We start from the raw sequence: 17,166 nt of genomic DNA on the forward strand, positions 1-17,166 counted from the left end.
TAATACAAGGCAAATTTTGGGGCGAATAGTCACTCTATTTAACCCAAAATTTAACACCGTAGTACGTCTATTTTAGGTAAAAAGCCACCATTATGGGTTGTGAATACAGGTTCTAATTGTGACTTAGGATGGATGGCGTTGTCTGCTAATCTCATATAATGCCATACCTGTCGCCACGCTAACGTTCAGACTTTGCAAATTGCCATGACTATTGCCGCTCATGGGAATATAAACCAGCTCATCACATTTGTCTGTGGTCAATCGGCGCATACCATCGCCTTCTGACCCCATAATCAAGGCAACCTTGCCAGTAAAATCACATGCTGGTAATGGTTTTGCAGTAGCTTCTAATGCGGTACCAAATACAAAAACACCAGACTTTTTAAGCTGCTCAATACAGCGAGATAAATTTGTCACTGCAATCACAGGAATAATCTCTAGTGCACCAACGGAGACTTTAGCAACGGTAGCCGTCAAGCTAGCAGAATGATGTTTGGGACAAATAACCGCATCTACACCCATTGCTACTGCGGTACGCAAACATGCACCCAAATTATGTGCATCGGTGACTTGATCTAAAATTAAAAACAAACAATCATCTTGCTCACTAATGCTTTCAATCTTACTTTCATCTGCAAAAGCTTTTGGGGTTGCATGTAACACCACACCTTGGTGTTGCGGGCTATGACATAAGGTAGCCAATTTATCTTTTTGTGCATATTGAATGCTTACTCCCATCTGCTCTGCCATTGTCTTGATCTGATGAATCTGGCTATCTGCATTGTCTTCTTTACCAGACTCTTGGTAAGACGGTTGTAAAAATAAAGCACGGGCTGCCTCAGGACGCTGCTGCAATAATGCTGCCACTGCATGAATACCATAAAAATAAGTGGGCTTCGCCATATTAATGATTATCCTTTAAAATCAATTACTATCCTTCAAGATGACAGATATATTGTACTATTTGCTCAGTACGTAGCACAAAATGACTATGACCAGCCACCATAAATGCTTGCCCTGCTCTATGGTAGGTAAAGGTATCCTCACCAGCAATTTTGACTTCACATTCACCAGTTAAGATCTCAATACGCTCAGAGGTATGGGTCTCAAATTGGTATTCTGTAATGAGCTCATCACAGGGTAGTATGACCCCCAACATCTTTTTACTTCCATCACCAAATAATACTGTATGACTGCTACAGCGTCCGTCATAGGAAATATTGGCATTTTTTACCACAGAAACGTGGTCATACGTCGTTGATGGCATAGTGACATCCTTTAATTCTATAATAATATAAAAGTTAATACCCAAACTGACATCTACGATATCTCATAAACAGATAATTAATATAGCGGATTAATACAATCTTTGATTACTAAAAACATGAATGTACATACTACAATACGCTGAACAAGTCTGCTAAAGTGAGCTTGTTTTTTTATACAAGCCATGCGTCTTGTATAAATGATTAAATTTGTCGTTTGTGGATAAAGCAATGCTAACATAATATTGCTAAATATTTGCTACCGCTTTTTATTTTTTTATCAAAAGTACAAGATTGTGGTTATCCAGCGACTTAAAGCATTGCTCATATCTGCTATATAGAAAATTTATATCTAAACCTATTATGAATCGTTTAACTGAGAAGAGACCATGTTGACCTCCTTAACCTTACAAAATTTTGCATTAATTGAGCAGCATGAGCTTAATTTTTGTACAGGGTTTAATGTGATTACAGGCGAGACTGGCGCAGGAAAATCGCTGTTATTAGATGCCTTATCTTTATGTGTTGGGGGGCGCAGTGACAGTGGCATGGTACGACATGGGCAAACATCTGCTGAGATTTATGCCCAGTTTGATGCGAGCTCTCCTGCCATTACTGCATGGTTTACAGACAACGAGCGTGAACTGCCTGAAGATGACTCCTTACTGATTCGCCGCCAATTAAATGCCCAAGGACGCTCAAAAGCGTGGCTCAATGGCACACCTGTGAGCTTAGCTGAGCTAAAAGATTTGGGCAGATTACTGGTGAATATCCATAGTCAACATGCACAGCAAGCCTTATTAAAGCCGCAATTTGTGGTGGAATGGCTTGATAAAATGGCAGGTTTACAAGACATGGCCACACAAACAGCAGCTTTATATCAACACTATCGCAAACAACAGCGACAAGCAAAAGAATTGGCAGATGCTGCCACGCATCGTCAAGACCGTATTGCTTTGCTTGAAAGTCAACTGGCTGAAATTACCCCTTTACTTAATATTGATTTTAAGCAAATTGAGGCTGAACATGAGGAAGTATCCAACCTTGAAAGCCTTATGCAAGAAGCCAGTCAAGCACTGTATTTGCTCGAAAATGATATGGATAATGGTAATGATGCCATAGATGTGATGGGACAGCTTGGGCGTGCCATCAAAATATGTGATAGCCAAAGTAGTGTCAGTCAAACATTTGCGCAAGCATCTGAACAGCTCTATCTAGCACAGCAACAAATTAGCGAAGCCGCCAGTTTACTCGCTGATTATGCCGAACAACAAATGCCTGACCCTGAACGTCTTGAACAACTTAACGAACTGGTAAGTTTGGCGCACCGCCTCTCTCGTAAGCATGGTCTGCCAACTGCTGAGCTTATTGTTGAAGCAGTACAGTGGCAAACTGAGCTAGAGTCGCTGCAAAATCAGCCCAGCAGCGATGTGATGCAAGAGCAAGTCATACAAGCTAAACAGCGCTTTATTAAAGCAGCACAAGCACTCAATACAGCTCGAATGGCAGCTGCACCTAAAATATGTGAGCTTCTAGTGGCAGGTCTGCAACCTTTGGCACTGCCTAATGCACAATGTTGCTTTGATTTTTATGAAAAATCGCCTGATAACTATAATGCACAAGGCACACATGATATTGAGTTGATGTTTAGCGCCAATGTGGGTATGCCGATGCAACCATTATATAAGATTGCCTCTGGGGGCGAGCTATCACGCATGGCGTTGGTAATGCAGGTATTATTAGCAACTCAGTCTACACAAACAGATAACCAACATAATAATGAACGTCAGCCGATGTTGGTCTTTGATGAGGTTGATGTGGGTATCAGTGGTGCAACGGCGCAAGTGGTGGGCGGATTGTTGCGCCAATTAGGGCAGCAACGGCAATTATTGGCAATCACCCATCAAGCACAGGTGGCATCACAGGCGCATCAGCACATTTTGGTACAAAAACACCATGATACCCAAACCACAAGCTCGCTATCGGTACTGACAGGCGATGCACAGGTAGATGAGTTGGCACGCATGTCTGGGGGTGTTACCATTACTGAGGTGACCCGTGAACATGCCCGCAGTTTGTTGGCGGATGTGACGGGTAGATAACTTATATCAGTTGGCAATCCTTACAGCCCTCACTCCCCCTACTCTTTATCTTTAACACTTTGATATGATACTTTGTTATCAGAGTGCTTTGATATATCAACGCTTTGCTTTGATTTTAAAATTTAATTATTTGGTACTGACTTCTTATGGTAAAAAAAAGCAACCTCACTCATCATTTTTTGATTGCCACCCCTAAAATGCCCGACCCACGTTTTAATCGTACCTTGGTGTATGTGTGTCGCCACGACCCACATGGGGTACTTGGATTGGTGGTCAATAAGCCAATTTTAGATGCCAATGTTGGTAAATTGCTTGAGGATTTGGATATTGAGGTGAAAGACAGTTGTGTGATGGGAGATACAGCACTTGAGGGGGGTCCTATGTATCCTGAGATTGGTTTTGTACTCCATACGGGGCAACCACAGTGGGCATCGTCATTTGCGATTTCGGAAAATAGTTGTATTACCACCAGTCGTGATATTCTACAACACATTGCACAGGGGCAAGGGGTGGGACATTATCATTTGTGCTTGGGTCATGCCAGTTGGCGTAAAAATCAGTTAGAGGCTGAGATTGCTCAGGGTGATTGGCTGGTGTGTCCTGCGGATTTGTCGTTGTTGTTTGAGATACCTTTTGATGAGCGTTGGCATCAGGCGGGTGAAAAAATTGGCGTACATTTGGATTTTTTAAGTGATGATATTGGTCATGCTTAGGGTGAATAATGTGATGCCAGTGGCTTGGGTAAGGCTTTTTAGCCACGATAGTAGCGGTATCCTTGCCTTGCCAGTGGGTATGCTGACTTAGGCTGAGTGGGGTGTCGAGGCAACAGCAACCTGCTCAGCCTGTAGGAAGCAACCCACTGGTCAGGTAAGATACAAGCGGATAGCGTGATTGGCTACACATAAACAATAATAATAGGACTTACGCAGTTTTAAAGATTGTTGGCGACTGGGTATCATTTACTCGCTGGCTGTACGTAGTTCTAGAGGCTCAATATAATCCCCAGTCGTTTTATAAGACAAATATCGTACTTTTACGTAAGTCCTAAATAATAATAATTTTAATAATACAACTTAACTAGGTTGAGAAAATGGCAATTGAGCAAGAGATGCTGACACAACATACCGCCCCAGATAAGATGACAGATAAGACGATACTGGTGTTGGGGCTGGATTATGGGGTCAAAAAAATGGGCATGGCACTCGGCAATGAGTTGACTGGAGATGCACGTCCGTTTGAGATTTTGGCGATGAATAATGGTCAGCCAGATTGGGATAATTTGCTTGGAATCATTGCAACTTGGGGCATTGGCATTGTGGTGGTGGGGCTACCGCTGAATATGGACGGTAGTGATTCGATGATTGCTAAGCGGGCACATAAGTTTGCTCGACGCTTGGCGCATCGGTTGACTGAGCATCATTTGCCTGTGCGGGTGCGAATGTATGATGAGCGTTTGACCTCGGTCTATGCGCGTGAGTTGGCGTGGGAGTTGGGACTGATTAAGTCGCCTCATCAGCCGATTGATGATGTGTCGGCGTGTTTGTTGTTAAATACGTATTTTTCAGACACAAGTAAAGCAGTTGAGATTGCGATGGGTTAGTGATTTTGTCGATATTTATAAGGGTCTGTTGAACTTTCACCCCGTCAGGCTAATATCCACAAGGATTACAGCTATTTTTTACTTTCATGTAAAAATTGGCTAAATTTGCCTTATTCTACGTTAATGAACTGGTTAATATCTCGATATTACCTACGTTCATTGCCTTGACTAAGTCACTGTTTGTTAAAATTAGTTTCTCAATTTTTCCTATGAAGATGAATGTTCAACAGACCCAAATTTATCGCACCTTTAGTCGTTGTTTAATAGTTGTTGTTATTTATTATTGTGCATTGGATATTTTGGAATTTTTATGCCGTCACCACAAAATCAGTCACACCCTCATCAAGAGCATCAAGAAGATGCGCCTATCGCAGGCTTTGTGCCGTTAGCGATTGCACGTATTCGTGAGGCACAAAAACTCAATCGTGTGGCGGTCATTTTGGTGTGTGTGGCGTTGGCGTGTTTTATGTTTTTTGGCACGCTGGCATCAGTGCCCGCTTTTCGTGACAGTCGCTTGATGTATTTGTTGTTTCATTATTTGCCCTATGCGTTGGTGGGGTTGTCCATTCCACTATCACTATATGATGCGTTTATTATCCATCGTTATCGTTTAAATCAGCCGTCCATTTTGCTGTTAAGTGTGGGTATTGCGTCTACGTTGCTGGTGGTGTGTTTGTTGTGGCAATTAGAAAATTGGCTGTGGTTGGCAATGGCTGCATGGATTGGCATAGCATTTTTGTTTAAAGCCAATTTTAAGCGGTTTTTTAATTTTTTACAGGAACAGTCACAAAATCCCTTACAGAATCAACCTCAAGAACCGTCCACAGCCGATACGCAAAGCGTTTCCAGTGATTAGATAATGAGTTTATCTGTCTTTTCTTGCTAACCCAATAAGACAAAACCCTATATCCTATATAAAAACAAGTTAAAAGAGCTAAATATGAGCCAGCTATCAAACGAAACTGAGTTAACCATTGACCATTATTTGGATACGCAAGGGCTGATTTGCCCAGAGCCAGTGATGTTATTGCATAAAAGTATCCGCCATGCCGAAGCGGGTGAGTTGATTGAGGTGTTGGCAACGGACCCTGCAACCACACGAGACATTCCAAATTTTTGTCGCCATTTGGGGCATCAACTGTTAGTGCAACAAACTTTAGCGCAAACATTGGATACAGATAGTACAAATAACATGAATAATATGAATAACATGAATAATATCAGCCACTATCGCTATGTGATTCAAAAAAAGCAGGCATGATAAACATATCATCAAGAGATGATAAACCGACTATCAAAACATTTAAAATGTTGAAAGTATTGATATTAAGAGCATTGAGAAAATTATGAGCCGAGTGCGTGCCCTACAACCTCGACAGCCTAAGGCGTTGGCGGTGGACGAAGAGCCTGAATATATCACTGAATTTCGTCAAGCAATGCTGGCACGTGGGCTGTCGACACGTACGCGTAATGCCTATGTGCGTGATTTGCGCCATTGTGAGACCATGTGTCCCAAAGCATTGACTCGTTGGGACGATACCGACGTTTTGCACTGTTTAACCAGCCTACAAAAAGCGGACAAAACGCCACGTACACAGGCACGAATGCTGTCAAGTTTGCGTCAGTTTTATCTGTGGATGGTGGGCAATGAACGCCGAGAAGATAACCCTTGCGCCCGTATCAAAGCCCCAAAGATTGGACGGGCTTTACCAAAGGATTTATCCGAAAGCGATGTCGAAAATCTGCTGGGTGCGCCAGATACCAGTACCGCTATTGGACTGCGTGATAAAGCCATGCTTGAGGTGCTGTATGCTTGTGGTCTGCGGGTGTCTGAGTTGATGAATTTGTCACTTGAGCAGGTCAATCTGAATGCAGGTTGGCTACAAATTACGGGGAAGGGTAATAAAACCCGTTTGGTGCCATTGGGTGACTATGCCAATATGGCACTGAGTGATTATTTGACCCACGGACGAAGGGATTTGGTGGCACACCTAAAAGCAGGTAATTGTCAGGCGGTGTTTTTGACCACTCAAGGGGGCTATATGACTCGGCAAAACTTTTGGTATATGCTCAAAAAATACGCCAAAGTAGCGGGCATTACTAAGGATATTTCTCCACACACACTACGCCATGCTTTTGCTACCCATCTGCTCAATCACGGTGCAGATTTGCGTAGTGTGCAGTTATTATTGGGGCACAGTGATTTATCCACCACCCAAATTTATACCCATGTGGCGACCGCTCGCCTACAAGCGTTGCATCAAGCGCATCACCCACGCGGTTAGCTGTTAGTACGGGTAGTATTAAATAATTAGTAATTATCCCCTCCCCCTGATGTAACTGTATGTAACTTTAATATTTAACCTCAATAACAAAACCAATCAGCAGATATTTTTATGACAACCACTCCGCATAATACCTCAACCACCTCTTCCATTGATGCCCTTTTTAATGAGGATACAACGACCATTCATGAAGACAATCCAATCCATGATCATGATATGAATGAGTTAACTCAGTTATTAGAAAATACGGTGTTTGAGAGCTTTGATGAAGGGCTGTATATCGGCATGATGTCAGGCACCAGCCTTGATGCCCTTGATGCGGTGATTTGTCGTTTTAATCCAACTTCAGCGCATAACAATGCAAATATAGAAGATAAAGGCCATAATCATAAGCAAACGACTGGGTTATCATTACAACTGCTTGCTACTCACTCTAAACCTCTCCCCAATGAGTTACGTACGGTATTGTTGGCATTGTGTCAGCCAAATGGGGTGGCAAATTTGTCGCCAGCGTTTATTAACAGTATTGCCAGTCTAAATAAAAAGACAGATAGCCAAAATGAGTTACTGAGTGAGCTAGATTGGTGGGGCTGGGCAAGTAGGCACTATGCATTGTTTGCCAGTGAGGTAGTGGCTGAATTACTCAGTCAATCTCAAACAGACAGTGAAGAAGTGATTGCCATTGGTTGCCACGGTCAAACGGTACGCCACCGCCCACAACTTGGATTTTCACTACAATTGGTCGATGCCAATTTGCTTGCCGAATACACAGGCATGACTACTGTCAGTGATTTTCGACGCCGTGATATGGCGGTGGGTGGACAAGGCGCACCACTTGTGCCTGCGTTTCATCAAGCGTTGTTTTGTCACCCAACCCAAACCCGAGTGGTGCTCAATCTTGGTGGCATTGCCAATTTAACCTTATTGCCACCTTTAACAGCAAATACAATCAATGAGACAAACAAAACCACTCAAGCAGGTATGAGTCAAGTCATTGGCTTTGATACCGGTCCTGCCAATTTATTATTAGATGCATGGGCACACAAGCATACTGGCAATCCTTATGATGCAGGGGGTGAGTGGGGGCGTTCAGGGCAAATCATACCTCCCCTATTAAGCCAATTATTAACCCATGCTTTTTTTGCTCAACCTGCACCCAAAAGCACAGGACGAGAGGACTTTAATCTGTCATGGCTTGAGCATCAGCTAGAAATTTTTGCTCAAACACATACGGATAACTTGTTAAGTCCTGCCAATATACAAGCAACTTTGACTGAGTTAACCGCTATATCGAGCAGTGAGCAAATTATGTATTGCCTATCGGCTAATAAGTTACCAAAAGAAACTGCTACAGTGTATGTATGTGGTGGCGGTGCTTACAATGTGTATTTGCTGGAGCGTCTTAAGTTTCATTTGCCCAATGTTAGCATAGAGACGACACAAAGCTTAGGGCTTGCACCTACTTGGGTCGAAGCGGTGGCATTTGCATGGCTTGCCCGCCAAACCATCATGGGAGAGGTAGGTAATTTGCCTGCGGTTACAGGCGCAAGCAAAGGCGTGGTATTAGGACAGGTGTGTTTTGCTTAGAATACATTTACTGGGATAGTGGTGACGGTAATAACAAGGATAGGATATAAAAATGAGCCAAAAAAATAGTTTACGCTTGTAAACTGGTGTTTTTTTTAAAAAGTCATGCTAAGATGGAAAATATTTTATGCAACCATTTGTTTCATTTTCCATCCGCTATTTATTGAGAGTATTTCTATGACTCAGGGCAACATGATTCACAGTAATCAAACACAGCCACAGACCAAACCACCCCATCATCAGCGTCCTGACTACCAACGAGTTGTCATTACTGGTATGGGTGCAGTAACTCCATTAGGACTCACGGTAGAGACTACATGGCAACGCTTACTGGCGGGTGAAAGTGGTATTGATACCATTTCTCACTTTGATGCCACGGATTTTCGCGCGCAGTTTGCAGGTACGGTCAAAGATTTTGACGCCAAAGATTATATGAATGCCAAAGATGCACGCCGCTATGATGAATTTATGCACTATGCCATTGCCGCTGCCAGTATGGCACTAAAAGATGCGGGCTTTATTGGCAGTGTCGATGCACAAAACACCCCCGTTACTGGTGTCGATGCTGAGCGTTTTGGGATTGTACTTGGCTCAGGCATTGGTGGGATTCAAACCATTGAAGACAGCTGTGATACCCTACAAAACAAAGGGCCAAAGAAGGTCTCTCCCTTTATCATTCCAGGGACAATTGTCAATATGCCCGCAGGACTGGTCGCCATTAAACATGGCTTAAAAGGACCAAATCTTGCCACAGCAACTGCTTGTACCACTGCCACTCATGCTATCGGACTTGCTGCTCGCTTAATCGCTTATGGTGATGCCGATGTTATGCTCGCTGGGGGTAGCGAAAAAGCCTCTAGCCCACTGGGCATGTCAGGATTTGCTGCCATGCATGCATTATCGACTCGTAACGATGCACCACAACAAGCCTCACGTCCATTTGACAAAGACCGTGATGGTTTTGTCTTAGGTGATGGTTCGGGGGTTTTGATTTTAGAGAGTCTGGCACATGCCAAAGCGCGTGGCGCAACCATCTTAGCTGAGCTTGCAGGCTTTGGTATGAGTGATGATGCCAGCCACATTACCGCTCCTCCCGAAAATGGTGAAGGCGCTGCCCGTGCGATGAAGCACGCTTTAAATGATGCAGGTATTGATGCCTCTCAGGTAGGCTATATCAATGCACACGGTACCAGCACGCCAGCAGGAGATGTTGCCGAATCACTGGCGATTGAAAGTGTGTTTAGTGAAAATAAAAATGATATTTTGGTGAGCTCTACCAAGTCTATGACAGGGCATTTATTGGGTGCAGCAGGAGGTATTGAAGCCATCTTTACGGTGCTTGCATTACAAAATCAAATCATTCCACCCACCATTAATTTAGATAATCCAGATGAGCAATGTCGTCTTGATTATGTGCCACATACCGCCCGTCAAGTCAGTGGTCTTGATTATGCGTTGTCTAATAGCTTTGGCTTTGGTGGCACCAATGGCTCATTGGTTTTTGCCCGTTGGTCTGAAGCCACCTAAGCACCTAAGCTACCCAACCACTTTACTTTGATGTAGCTCATTAAGCTTTCATAACGCTTTTGTACTTGAACCCCCCTATTATGCTTGCGTATGATAAGGGGGTTATTTTTTATCCTCGATTTTTATAATTTATTGGAATACTCATGTCAGAATACACATTTTCGCATCAATTCTCCCAGCGTTGGTTGGCTGCTCCACAAAAAGTTCGAGATGCCATCGTGCACGAACTTGAAGATATTATCACCCTATTAGATAGTGAAACTGACCTTGATAGCTTTGAATTTCGCCAGCCTGACCTTGACGCCCATATCAATAAACTGTATGCCGAAGATGAAGCACAAAAGCAACAAGAACAACACCAACCTGAAACCGCCCAAACAGACGCACTTAAACAAGATAAACATAATGAAAGCACGTTAGCAATAAAACAACAGGAACATATAGAGGATACAGCAACTCAGCTATTAGAGTCACAAACGGATACTGCTCAACCAACCCTAACACCAACAACCATAGTGAGTGAGACGGACAATAGCATACAGTTAGAGGACAACAACGAATATACTGGTATCATCAGTATTACTAACACTAATGATATTGATATTGACAATAACCCAAAAGATGTTTGTAACAAAGACACGCCAACAGAAGAGATTGCTGTCAAAGACATTGACACACAACAAGATATACCACAACCAGAAACCATGTCAGAAGGAAGCTCTCCAGTAACAACAGAAGCTCTTGTCCTTGAGCTAGAGAGTCGTATTGATGACTATTTGAGTGAACAAATGGCACAGCTCTCTGAAGAATTAAAATTATGGTTAAGAGATGAGGTTAAACGTCAGCTTGATAATAAAGAGTAGTAATTTTAGAGGAATTTACCATTTATATTGATATATTGATGATAAATTAACAGGGAAATACAGCAGAGGCATTATTTAAACTTAATTAGCCGATGCTATTACTATGACACCTAAGTGTATAGATAATAAATCTAGCCTGCGTTTGCAGTGGCTGTACTTGCGACTGCGCCAGTAAGGCTTCACGTTTTGCAGGTGCTGCTCTATAAGCATAAGGCGTCATGGTAAGTAAATCTGCCAATGCGTCAGCATTTAATGACAATGAACATTGTACTTGCTCGCTCGATAACAGCGCAAAAAAGGGCGCAAGTTGGGTTAAAAATTTATCTGAATCATGGGTTCGCACTTGCTCAAACAACCCTGCACGCATACTGGCAAGATGCGCTTCATCGGGTTTGGCAATCACCAATATGCCACCAACTTTGAGTACCCGAGCAAACTCAGTGGGTAAAATGGGACTAAAAATACTACTGATGCCAATCAGACTGGTATCAGCAATAGGCAATTGTGCGGCACTGGCAACCAATGGATAAATAACAGGACGCTGCTGTGATAGATACCCTAACCTACCTGTTTGTTTCAGCGTTTTTGCCAAACAACTCACCGCAGGTTTGCTAATATCAACCGCTAATAGCGCATCAAGTGTATCAATTTGCGCCATTGCCTGAGTGTAATAGCCATCACCACAGCCCACATCAAGCCAAATATTAACCTGTGATTTTTTGTATTGTTGAGTCGCTTGTTGGTGACTGCTTTTTGGTTGCTGGGCAATATGTTTTTTTATCTGTAGCATCACAGCATCACGCAAAGGTTGATAATAACCTTGTGCCAAAAAACGCTGACGGGCAGCAATAGAGTCTGCTGAATCACCCGGTGCTTTGGATTTTTTTTGCTGCACAGGTAATAAATTAACATAGCCTTGACGTGCCACATCAAAAGGGTGCTTGGTCTGCTTAGCATTCATGCTACCATCACACTGCCATGTTTTTTTGTCTATTATCAACGGCGATTGGCAATGTGGACAGCGTAAACTATGGCTATCGGCTAATACGTTCATGCTAGCATCACTTCTATTAGCGTAACTTCAACGTCATCAATCCAAGCACAACCAAGACGATGGCAATAATCCAAAAACGAGCCACAACCTGCGTCTCTTTCCAACCCAACTCTTCAAAATGATGATGCAAAGGTGCCATCAAAAAGATACGTTTTTTACGCAGTTTATAAGAGCCAACTTGCAGCATCACTGACAACGCCTCAACCACAAACAGACCACCCATAATTGCAAAGGCAATTTCTTGACGTGTCATCACCGCAATTGTACCTAGCATTGCACCCAATGCCAACGCTCCCACATCGCCCATAAACACTTGCGCTGGGTGCGCATTAAACCATAAAAAGCCCAAACCCGCGCCAATCATAGAGCCACAAACGATGGTCACTTCTGAATTGTAGGCAATATAAGGAACGTGTAAGTAGTCTGCAAAGCGGGCATCACCTGAAACATAAGCAAACACTCCCAATCCTGCTGCCACCAATACCACCGGTAAAATTGCCAAGCCATCTAATCCATCGGTTAAATTGACTGCATTAGAAGCACCATTAATGACAAAATAGGTAAAAAAGATAAATCCTAAGCCTAAAGGAATGGTAGAAAATGGGATTACCCAGTGTTTAAATACTGGAAATAATAAATCTTGCATGGCATTGGTGACTGCCACATCTGGCTGCTGTGACGCAATAAAGTATAATGCACCACCAGCAAATAATGCCCCCACAGATAGCCAAAAATACTTTTTGCGTGCAATTAACCCTTTGGGGTTTTTATATTTAATCTTTAGCCAATCATCAGCCCAACCTACCCCACCAAAGATGACCATCACCACCATTAAAATCCACACATAAGGATTGCTCAAATCTGCCCAACACAAAGTGGCAAATGCAATGGCACTTAAAATCAGCACCCCGCCCATGGTAGGTGTCCCCGTCTTGGCTAAATGGGACTTAGGGCCATCATCACGAATGGCTTGACCATACTTTAGGGTATGCAAATAGCGAATGGCACGCCCACCGAGTAACATACTAAACAGCAACGCTGTTAGCACTGACAATAAAGTACGCAAAGTGAGAGAAGATACCGCCGAAAACGGTGTGTAAAACTGGCTTAACCAATTATTAAATAACCAATATAACACCGCTTACTCCTTATTATTTGTTGCCAAAACATTATCTGACTTTTTATTGGTGAATGTGTGTGCTGACGATTGCTATAAAAACTATGGGTTATACTTTTAAACTGTATTTCTAACTATGGTGATAGCTATATTTGTGTCTGTTCTGCTGTTGTTGTTGCCAATAATTGTGCTATCAGTGTTTCCATGCTCATGGTACGTGACCCCTTAAACAGCACAGTTGCGGTTTTGCCCGCTTGCTGTAGGGCATCAAGCTGGGCTTTAAGATGCTCAAATAATTGCTGTTTATCGCTAAACGCATGCGCATCACTCATGCCTGCTTGACTGCTACTTTGTACGGTTGCCGCTGCCAAAGTCCCAACACACAGCAAACTATCAATCGGCTTTGCTGCGATATCAATACCCAGTTGTTGATGCTCAGATAAGGCAGCATCACCAAGCTCAGCGATATCACCCAGCACCATAATCTTATGTCCTTGCTGCACGCTCAATACTGCTGCTGCCGCCCGTACCGAATGTGGATTGGCATTATAGGTATCATCAATCAAACAGTGTAATCCATAAGACTGTCTTGCCAACCGTCCTTTAGCTGCTTGTGCTTGATTCAAACCTTGAGCAATCACCTCAATATCAATACCCAGTGCATGAGCACAAGCGGCAGCAGCTAAAGCATTACTGACATTATGCTCACCTGCTAAAGGCAAATAAATAGCGGCACTTTTCTGTGCAATATGCAGTACAAATTCATTGTGGGTTGGCTTGACCTGTACCGCACTGGCAGTGACTTGTGCTGTACCACTTTGCTCAGCAAAATCCGAATTTTTCTCTATTGGGTTGTTACCATGATGCCAGCCAAAGCCAATAATATGTGAGGTTTTATGCTTAGCTGCTTGGGTGAGTAACTGCACATAATCATCATCAATCGGCACAACGGCTGTATCAGCCGCAGTTAAAGACTGATAAATCTCCGCTTTTGTTGTAGCAATGGCATCTCGCCCACCAAACTCACCCAAATGTGCGCTGCCCACATTTAACACACATGCCACATCAGGCTGCACAAGTTTGGTTGTATAAGCAATTTCACCCACATGATTTGCGCCAAGCTCTAGAACAGCATAACGATGCTGATAGGTCAACTCAAGCAAAGTCATGGGCACACCCAAATCATTATTCAGATTGCCTTTAGTGATTAAAGTGGTGGCAGACTGTGACGCTGCTTCTTGAAAATCGCTGTTTTCATTAATATTGACAGTAGCATCGGCAGCATTAAAGATACTTCCAAGCATCTCTTTACAAGTGGTTTTTCCGCTTGAGCCAGTAATGGCAATCACCTTTAGATTGCTCATTGCTTGACGCTGATAAGCGGCAAGCTGCCCAAATGCTAAGCGGGTATCACTCACAATAAGCTGCAAGATATCTGATTGGGTCGAAACAGGGTGACTGACAATGACCGCCACTGCGCCACTGTTGGCAGCTGCCTCTACAAAATCGTGACCATCAAAATTATCACCAATAATGGCTAAAAAGATATCACCTACAGCAATACGCCGTGTATCGGTGATAATACGACTGGATTTTAGCTTGGCTAACAGCTTTTCAGTCTTTGCCTCATTTTGATTGAGCCAATAACCAGAGACTGACTGGGTGGCTACTAACAAATTCTCCGACTGCCAATAATAATACGGAGTATCTGCTTTCTGCTCGCTATGGTTCTCGCTTGATGCCATCATTATTGCATCCTTAATCTCTTGATATATTAGCCTTGTAAAAAGCTGTGTTTAACATTTTTGCTTGGGCAAAACTTAAAAGATGGTCAATATTGCGCTTATATGGGTAATATTCTATAAAGCATGACTAATAAGCCGTCATCAGCAAAGGGACTGTTATTCTAACAAAAAATACCACCTTATAACGTACTGTGGTCAGTCCATTAACTGTTACTCTACCAACAAACCATTGTATCCATATACGACAAAGCCTTATAGTTACAGCGTTGCCAATACTTTAGCCAGTTCTTTTGCATCATCAAAATCATGACGAACGCCATTAATTTCCTGATAAGTCTCATGTCCTTTTCCAGCAATCACCACAATATCATGTGCAGCGGCTTGACTGACGGCATAAGCAATCGCTTGTCTGCGATCTGGCTCAATATATACTTTGCGACGCTGTGCTTCACTCATACCTTGTTGCATATCGGCTAAAATCTGTAATGGATCTTCGCTTCTAGGATTATCAGCGGTTAATACCACCTGATCTGCCACTGCCAATCCTGCTTGTGCCATCAAAGGACGCTTACCCCGATCTCGATCACCACCACAGCCAAATACTGCCCACAACTTACCTTCACAATATGTTTTTAAAGAGGTCAATACCTGAGTTAACGCATCAGGGGTATGTGCATAATCAACAATAAAGCAGCCCTTATCGGACTCGACTCGCTGCATACGTCCACTTGCTCCTTGCAGATTTTGCACCCGCTCTGCAAGCGATGCTAACGGCACACCCAATGCCATCGCACCAGCGACAGCAGCCAGTAAATTTGCCACATTAAAACGTCCCAATAGCGGGCTTTGCAGACATATATTGCCAAAATCTGTTAGCAAATCAATTTGGGTACCTTGTAGACTTGGGCGAATCTGTGCCGCTTGAAATGTTGCTGGCTGCTCTGTGGCAGTTGGTGTCTGTATGCTGTATGTCCACACCTTTAGCCCAGAGTCTTTAGCAACTTGTTGCATCATAGGAGCAAACTCATCATCAATATTAATAATGGCATGGGTCAGATGTGGAAAATAGTTGCGATCAAACAAGCGTGCTTTGGCAGCGGCATAGTCACTCATGCTACGATGATAATCCATGTGATCACGGCTAAGATTACTATAAATTGCTACCTTAACAGGCACACCTTGTAGCCGCTGCTGATCCAATCCATGTGAGCTTGCCTCTAATGCCAATACATTTACGCCTGCTTTTGCCATTTTATACAAAAAACTTTGTACTGCCAGCGCATCGCCTGTGGTATGACTTGCCTGCTCAAGCTGCCCCAACAAACCATTGCCTGCTGTACCCATCACTGCACACTGCCTGTCAGGCTGCTGACACAGCTGTGCCACAAGCTGACTAATCGTAGTTTTACCATTCGTTCCTGTGATGGCAACCACATCAGGCAAGCTGTCAGCGACCGCAAGCTCATTGTCTGTCTTTACTGATAAGCTAAGCTGTACTAAGCTGCCCAATATACAACGTATGTCAGGCACATGAATGACAGGGCATCGGTTTAATGTATCACCACTCACTAATCCAGATTGCTCGTCCTGCAAAGCTTTATCCGCACTATCTACTACCTGTGTCATATCAATTTCTGAGATAATAAATGCCGCTTTATGTGACGCAACTTTGGCATACTCAAAACTGGTGTGCATGGGCTGGGTGTGACTTTTTAATAATACAAATCCATCATTCTCATTTAGCTGTCTGCTATCTAAACGTAAATTTTCAAATGGAATATTAGCAATATCTGAATTCAAAAGCTGCGTACATGCTTGCTGCTGAGCTGCTGTCAGGGATTGATTTAGTGATTGATAGTGCTGCTGCAAATGTTGAATTAATTGTGCAAGGGTGGTTGTCATTATTGTCGTTATTCCTATTTTATATTTATTGCTATGTCACTGTTTACTCTAGGGTCTATTATTGTAGCGGTTAAAACAGTATCTATATCTATGTCAAACCGATCTAGAAGATATCAAAT

Annotated in this window: 15 protein-coding genes; 9 read left to right on the forward strand and 6 right to left on the reverse strand. The window is 43.0% G+C overall.

Going from position 1 to position 17,166, the window contains the following annotated elements; translation table 11 throughout:
* Positions 1–123 precede the first annotated feature (123 nt).
* Both rlmB and ppnP read right to left on the reverse strand, forming a co-directional pair.
* Positions 124–903, reverse strand: a complete 780-nt coding sequence (gene rlmB / locus FHK89_RS07620) for a 23S rRNA (guanosine(2251)-2'-O)-methyltransferase RlmB (protein ID WP_230658734.1) — start codon at positions 901–903, stop codon at positions 124–126.
* Between the two features lie 28 nt (positions 904–931).
* Entirely contained in the window at positions 932–1,267 is a 336-nt protein-coding gene (gene ppnP, locus FHK89_RS07625) for a pyrimidine/purine nucleoside phosphorylase (protein ID WP_230658736.1), read from the reverse strand.
* Positions 1,268–1,654: 387 nt separating this feature from the next.
* On the opposite strand from ppnP, the gene recN reads away from it, so the two are divergent.
* The 9 genes from recN (at position 1,655) to FHK89_RS07670 (ending at position 11,229) form a co-directional block, all read left to right on the forward strand.
* The gene (gene recN, locus FHK89_RS07630) at positions 1,655–3,367 is read left to right on the forward strand and encodes a DNA repair protein RecN (RefSeq protein WP_230658738.1); all 1,713 of its coding nucleotides are present in this window, start codon (positions 1,655–1,657) and stop codon (positions 3,365–3,367) included.
* Positions 3,368–3,513: 146 nt separating this feature from the next.
* The gene (locus FHK89_RS07635; RefSeq protein WP_230658740.1) at positions 3,514–4,080 is read left to right on the forward strand and encodes a YqgE/AlgH family protein; all 567 of its coding nucleotides are present in this window, start codon (positions 3,514–3,516) and stop codon (positions 4,078–4,080) included.
* A 377-nt stretch (positions 4,081–4,457) separates the two neighbouring features.
* Positions 4,458–4,967, forward strand: a complete 510-nt coding sequence (gene ruvX, locus FHK89_RS07640) for a Holliday junction resolvase RuvX (RefSeq protein WP_442966568.1) — start codon at positions 4,458–4,460, stop codon at positions 4,965–4,967.
* A gap of 310 nt (positions 4,968–5,277) precedes the next feature.
* Positions 5,278–5,823, forward strand: coding sequence for a hypothetical protein (locus FHK89_RS07645; RefSeq protein ID WP_230658742.1), 546 nt, complete (start codon positions 5,278–5,280; stop codon positions 5,821–5,823).
* Between the two features lie 84 nt (positions 5,824–5,907).
* Positions 5,908–6,228, forward strand: coding sequence for a sulfurtransferase TusA (tusA, locus tag FHK89_RS07650; protein ID WP_230658744.1), 321 nt, complete (start codon positions 5,908–5,910; stop codon positions 6,226–6,228).
* Positions 6,229–6,313: 85 nt separating this feature from the next.
* Positions 6,314–7,252 (forward strand): site-specific tyrosine recombinase XerD, encoded by a 939-nt coding sequence (gene xerD, locus FHK89_RS07655; RefSeq protein WP_230658746.1) that lies wholly within the window; start codon positions 6,314–6,316, stop codon positions 7,250–7,252.
* Positions 7,253–7,363: 111 nt separating this feature from the next.
* A complete protein-coding gene (locus FHK89_RS07660; RefSeq protein WP_230658748.1) occupies positions 7,364–8,839 on the forward strand; it encodes an anhydro-N-acetylmuramic acid kinase in 1,476 nt (491 codons plus the stop codon).
* A gap of 177 nt (positions 8,840–9,016) precedes the next feature.
* Entirely contained in the window at positions 9,017–10,366 is a 1,350-nt protein-coding gene (gene fabF / locus FHK89_RS07665; protein WP_230658750.1) for a beta-ketoacyl-ACP synthase II, read from the forward strand.
* 143 nt (positions 10,367–10,509) lie between these two features.
* Entirely contained in the window at positions 10,510–11,229 is a 720-nt protein-coding gene (locus tag FHK89_RS07670) for a hypothetical protein (protein WP_230658752.1), read from the forward strand.
* 85 nt (positions 11,230–11,314) lie between these two features.
* Here the strand turns inward: FHK89_RS07670 and FHK89_RS07675 are convergent, their stop codons facing one another.
* The 4 genes from FHK89_RS07675 to FHK89_RS07690 form a co-directional block, all read right to left on the reverse strand.
* Positions 11,315–12,283 (reverse strand): putative RNA methyltransferase, encoded by a 969-nt coding sequence (locus FHK89_RS07675; protein WP_230658753.1) that lies wholly within the window; start codon positions 12,281–12,283, stop codon positions 11,315–11,317.
* A 16-nt stretch (positions 12,284–12,299) separates the two neighbouring features.
* Positions 12,300–13,421, reverse strand: coding sequence for a phospho-N-acetylmuramoyl-pentapeptide-transferase (gene mraY / locus FHK89_RS07680; protein ID WP_230658755.1), 1,122 nt, complete (start codon positions 13,419–13,421; stop codon positions 12,300–12,302).
* Positions 13,422–13,546: 125 nt separating this feature from the next.
* Positions 13,547–15,148 carry a UDP-N-acetylmuramoyl-tripeptide--D-alanyl-D-alanine ligase gene (locus tag FHK89_RS07685; RefSeq protein ID WP_230658757.1) on the reverse strand — a complete coding sequence of 534 codons (1,602 nt, stop codon included), beginning with the start codon at positions 15,146–15,148 and terminating at the stop codon, positions 13,547–13,549.
* Positions 15,149–15,403: 255 nt separating this feature from the next.
* The gene (locus tag FHK89_RS07690; RefSeq protein ID WP_230658758.1) at positions 15,404–17,047 is read right to left on the reverse strand and encodes a UDP-N-acetylmuramoyl-L-alanyl-D-glutamate--2,6-diaminopimelate ligase; all 1,644 of its coding nucleotides are present in this window, start codon (positions 17,045–17,047) and stop codon (positions 15,404–15,406) included.
* Positions 17,048–17,166: the final 119 nt, after the last annotated feature.

This window comes from Psychrobacter sp. I-STPA10, assembly GCF_021012795.1.
Classification (GTDB): domain Bacteria; phylum Pseudomonadota; class Gammaproteobacteria; order Pseudomonadales; family Moraxellaceae; genus Psychrobacter.

What these genes read in the sequence shown, in the direction of transcription:
- rlmB (WP_230658734.1), bottom strand. Translation starts at nt 903, where the DNA reads ATGGCGAAGCCCACTTATTTTTATGGTATTCATGCAGTGGCAGCATTA.
- ppnP (WP_230658736.1), bottom strand. Translation starts at nt 1,267, where the DNA reads ATGCCATCAACGACGTATGACCACGTTTCTGTGGTAAAAAATGCCAAT.
- recN (WP_230658738.1), top strand. Translation starts at nt 1,655, where the DNA reads ATGTTGACCTCCTTAACCTTACAAAATTTTGCATTAATTGAGCAGCAT.
- FHK89_RS07635 (WP_230658740.1), top strand. Translation starts at nt 3,514, where the DNA reads ATGGTAAAAAAAAGCAACCTCACTCATCATTTTTTGATTGCCACCCCT.
- ruvX (WP_442966568.1), top strand. Translation starts at nt 4,458, where the DNA reads ATGGCAATTGAGCAAGAGATGCTGACACAACATACCGCCCCAGATAAG.
- FHK89_RS07645 (WP_230658742.1), top strand. Translation starts at nt 5,278, where the DNA reads ATGCCGTCACCACAAAATCAGTCACACCCTCATCAAGAGCATCAAGAA.
- tusA (WP_230658744.1), top strand. Translation starts at nt 5,908, where the DNA reads ATGAGCCAGCTATCAAACGAAACTGAGTTAACCATTGACCATTATTTG.
- xerD (WP_230658746.1), top strand. Translation starts at nt 6,314, where the DNA reads ATGAGCCGAGTGCGTGCCCTACAACCTCGACAGCCTAAGGCGTTGGCG.
- FHK89_RS07660 (WP_230658748.1), top strand. Translation starts at nt 7,364, where the DNA reads ATGACAACCACTCCGCATAATACCTCAACCACCTCTTCCATTGATGCC.
- fabF (WP_230658750.1), top strand. Translation starts at nt 9,017, where the DNA reads ATGACTCAGGGCAACATGATTCACAGTAATCAAACACAGCCACAGACC.
- FHK89_RS07670 (WP_230658752.1), top strand. Translation starts at nt 10,510, where the DNA reads ATGTCAGAATACACATTTTCGCATCAATTCTCCCAGCGTTGGTTGGCT.
- FHK89_RS07675 (WP_230658753.1), bottom strand. Translation starts at nt 12,283, where the DNA reads ATGAACGTATTAGCCGATAGCCATAGTTTACGCTGTCCACATTGCCAA.
- FHK89_RS07685 (WP_230658757.1), bottom strand. Translation starts at nt 15,148, where the DNA reads ATGATGGCATCAAGCGAGAACCATAGCGAGCAGAAAGCAGATACTCCG.
- FHK89_RS07690 (WP_230658758.1), bottom strand. Translation starts at nt 17,047, where the DNA reads ATGACAACCACCCTTGCACAATTAATTCAACATTTGCAGCAGCACTAT.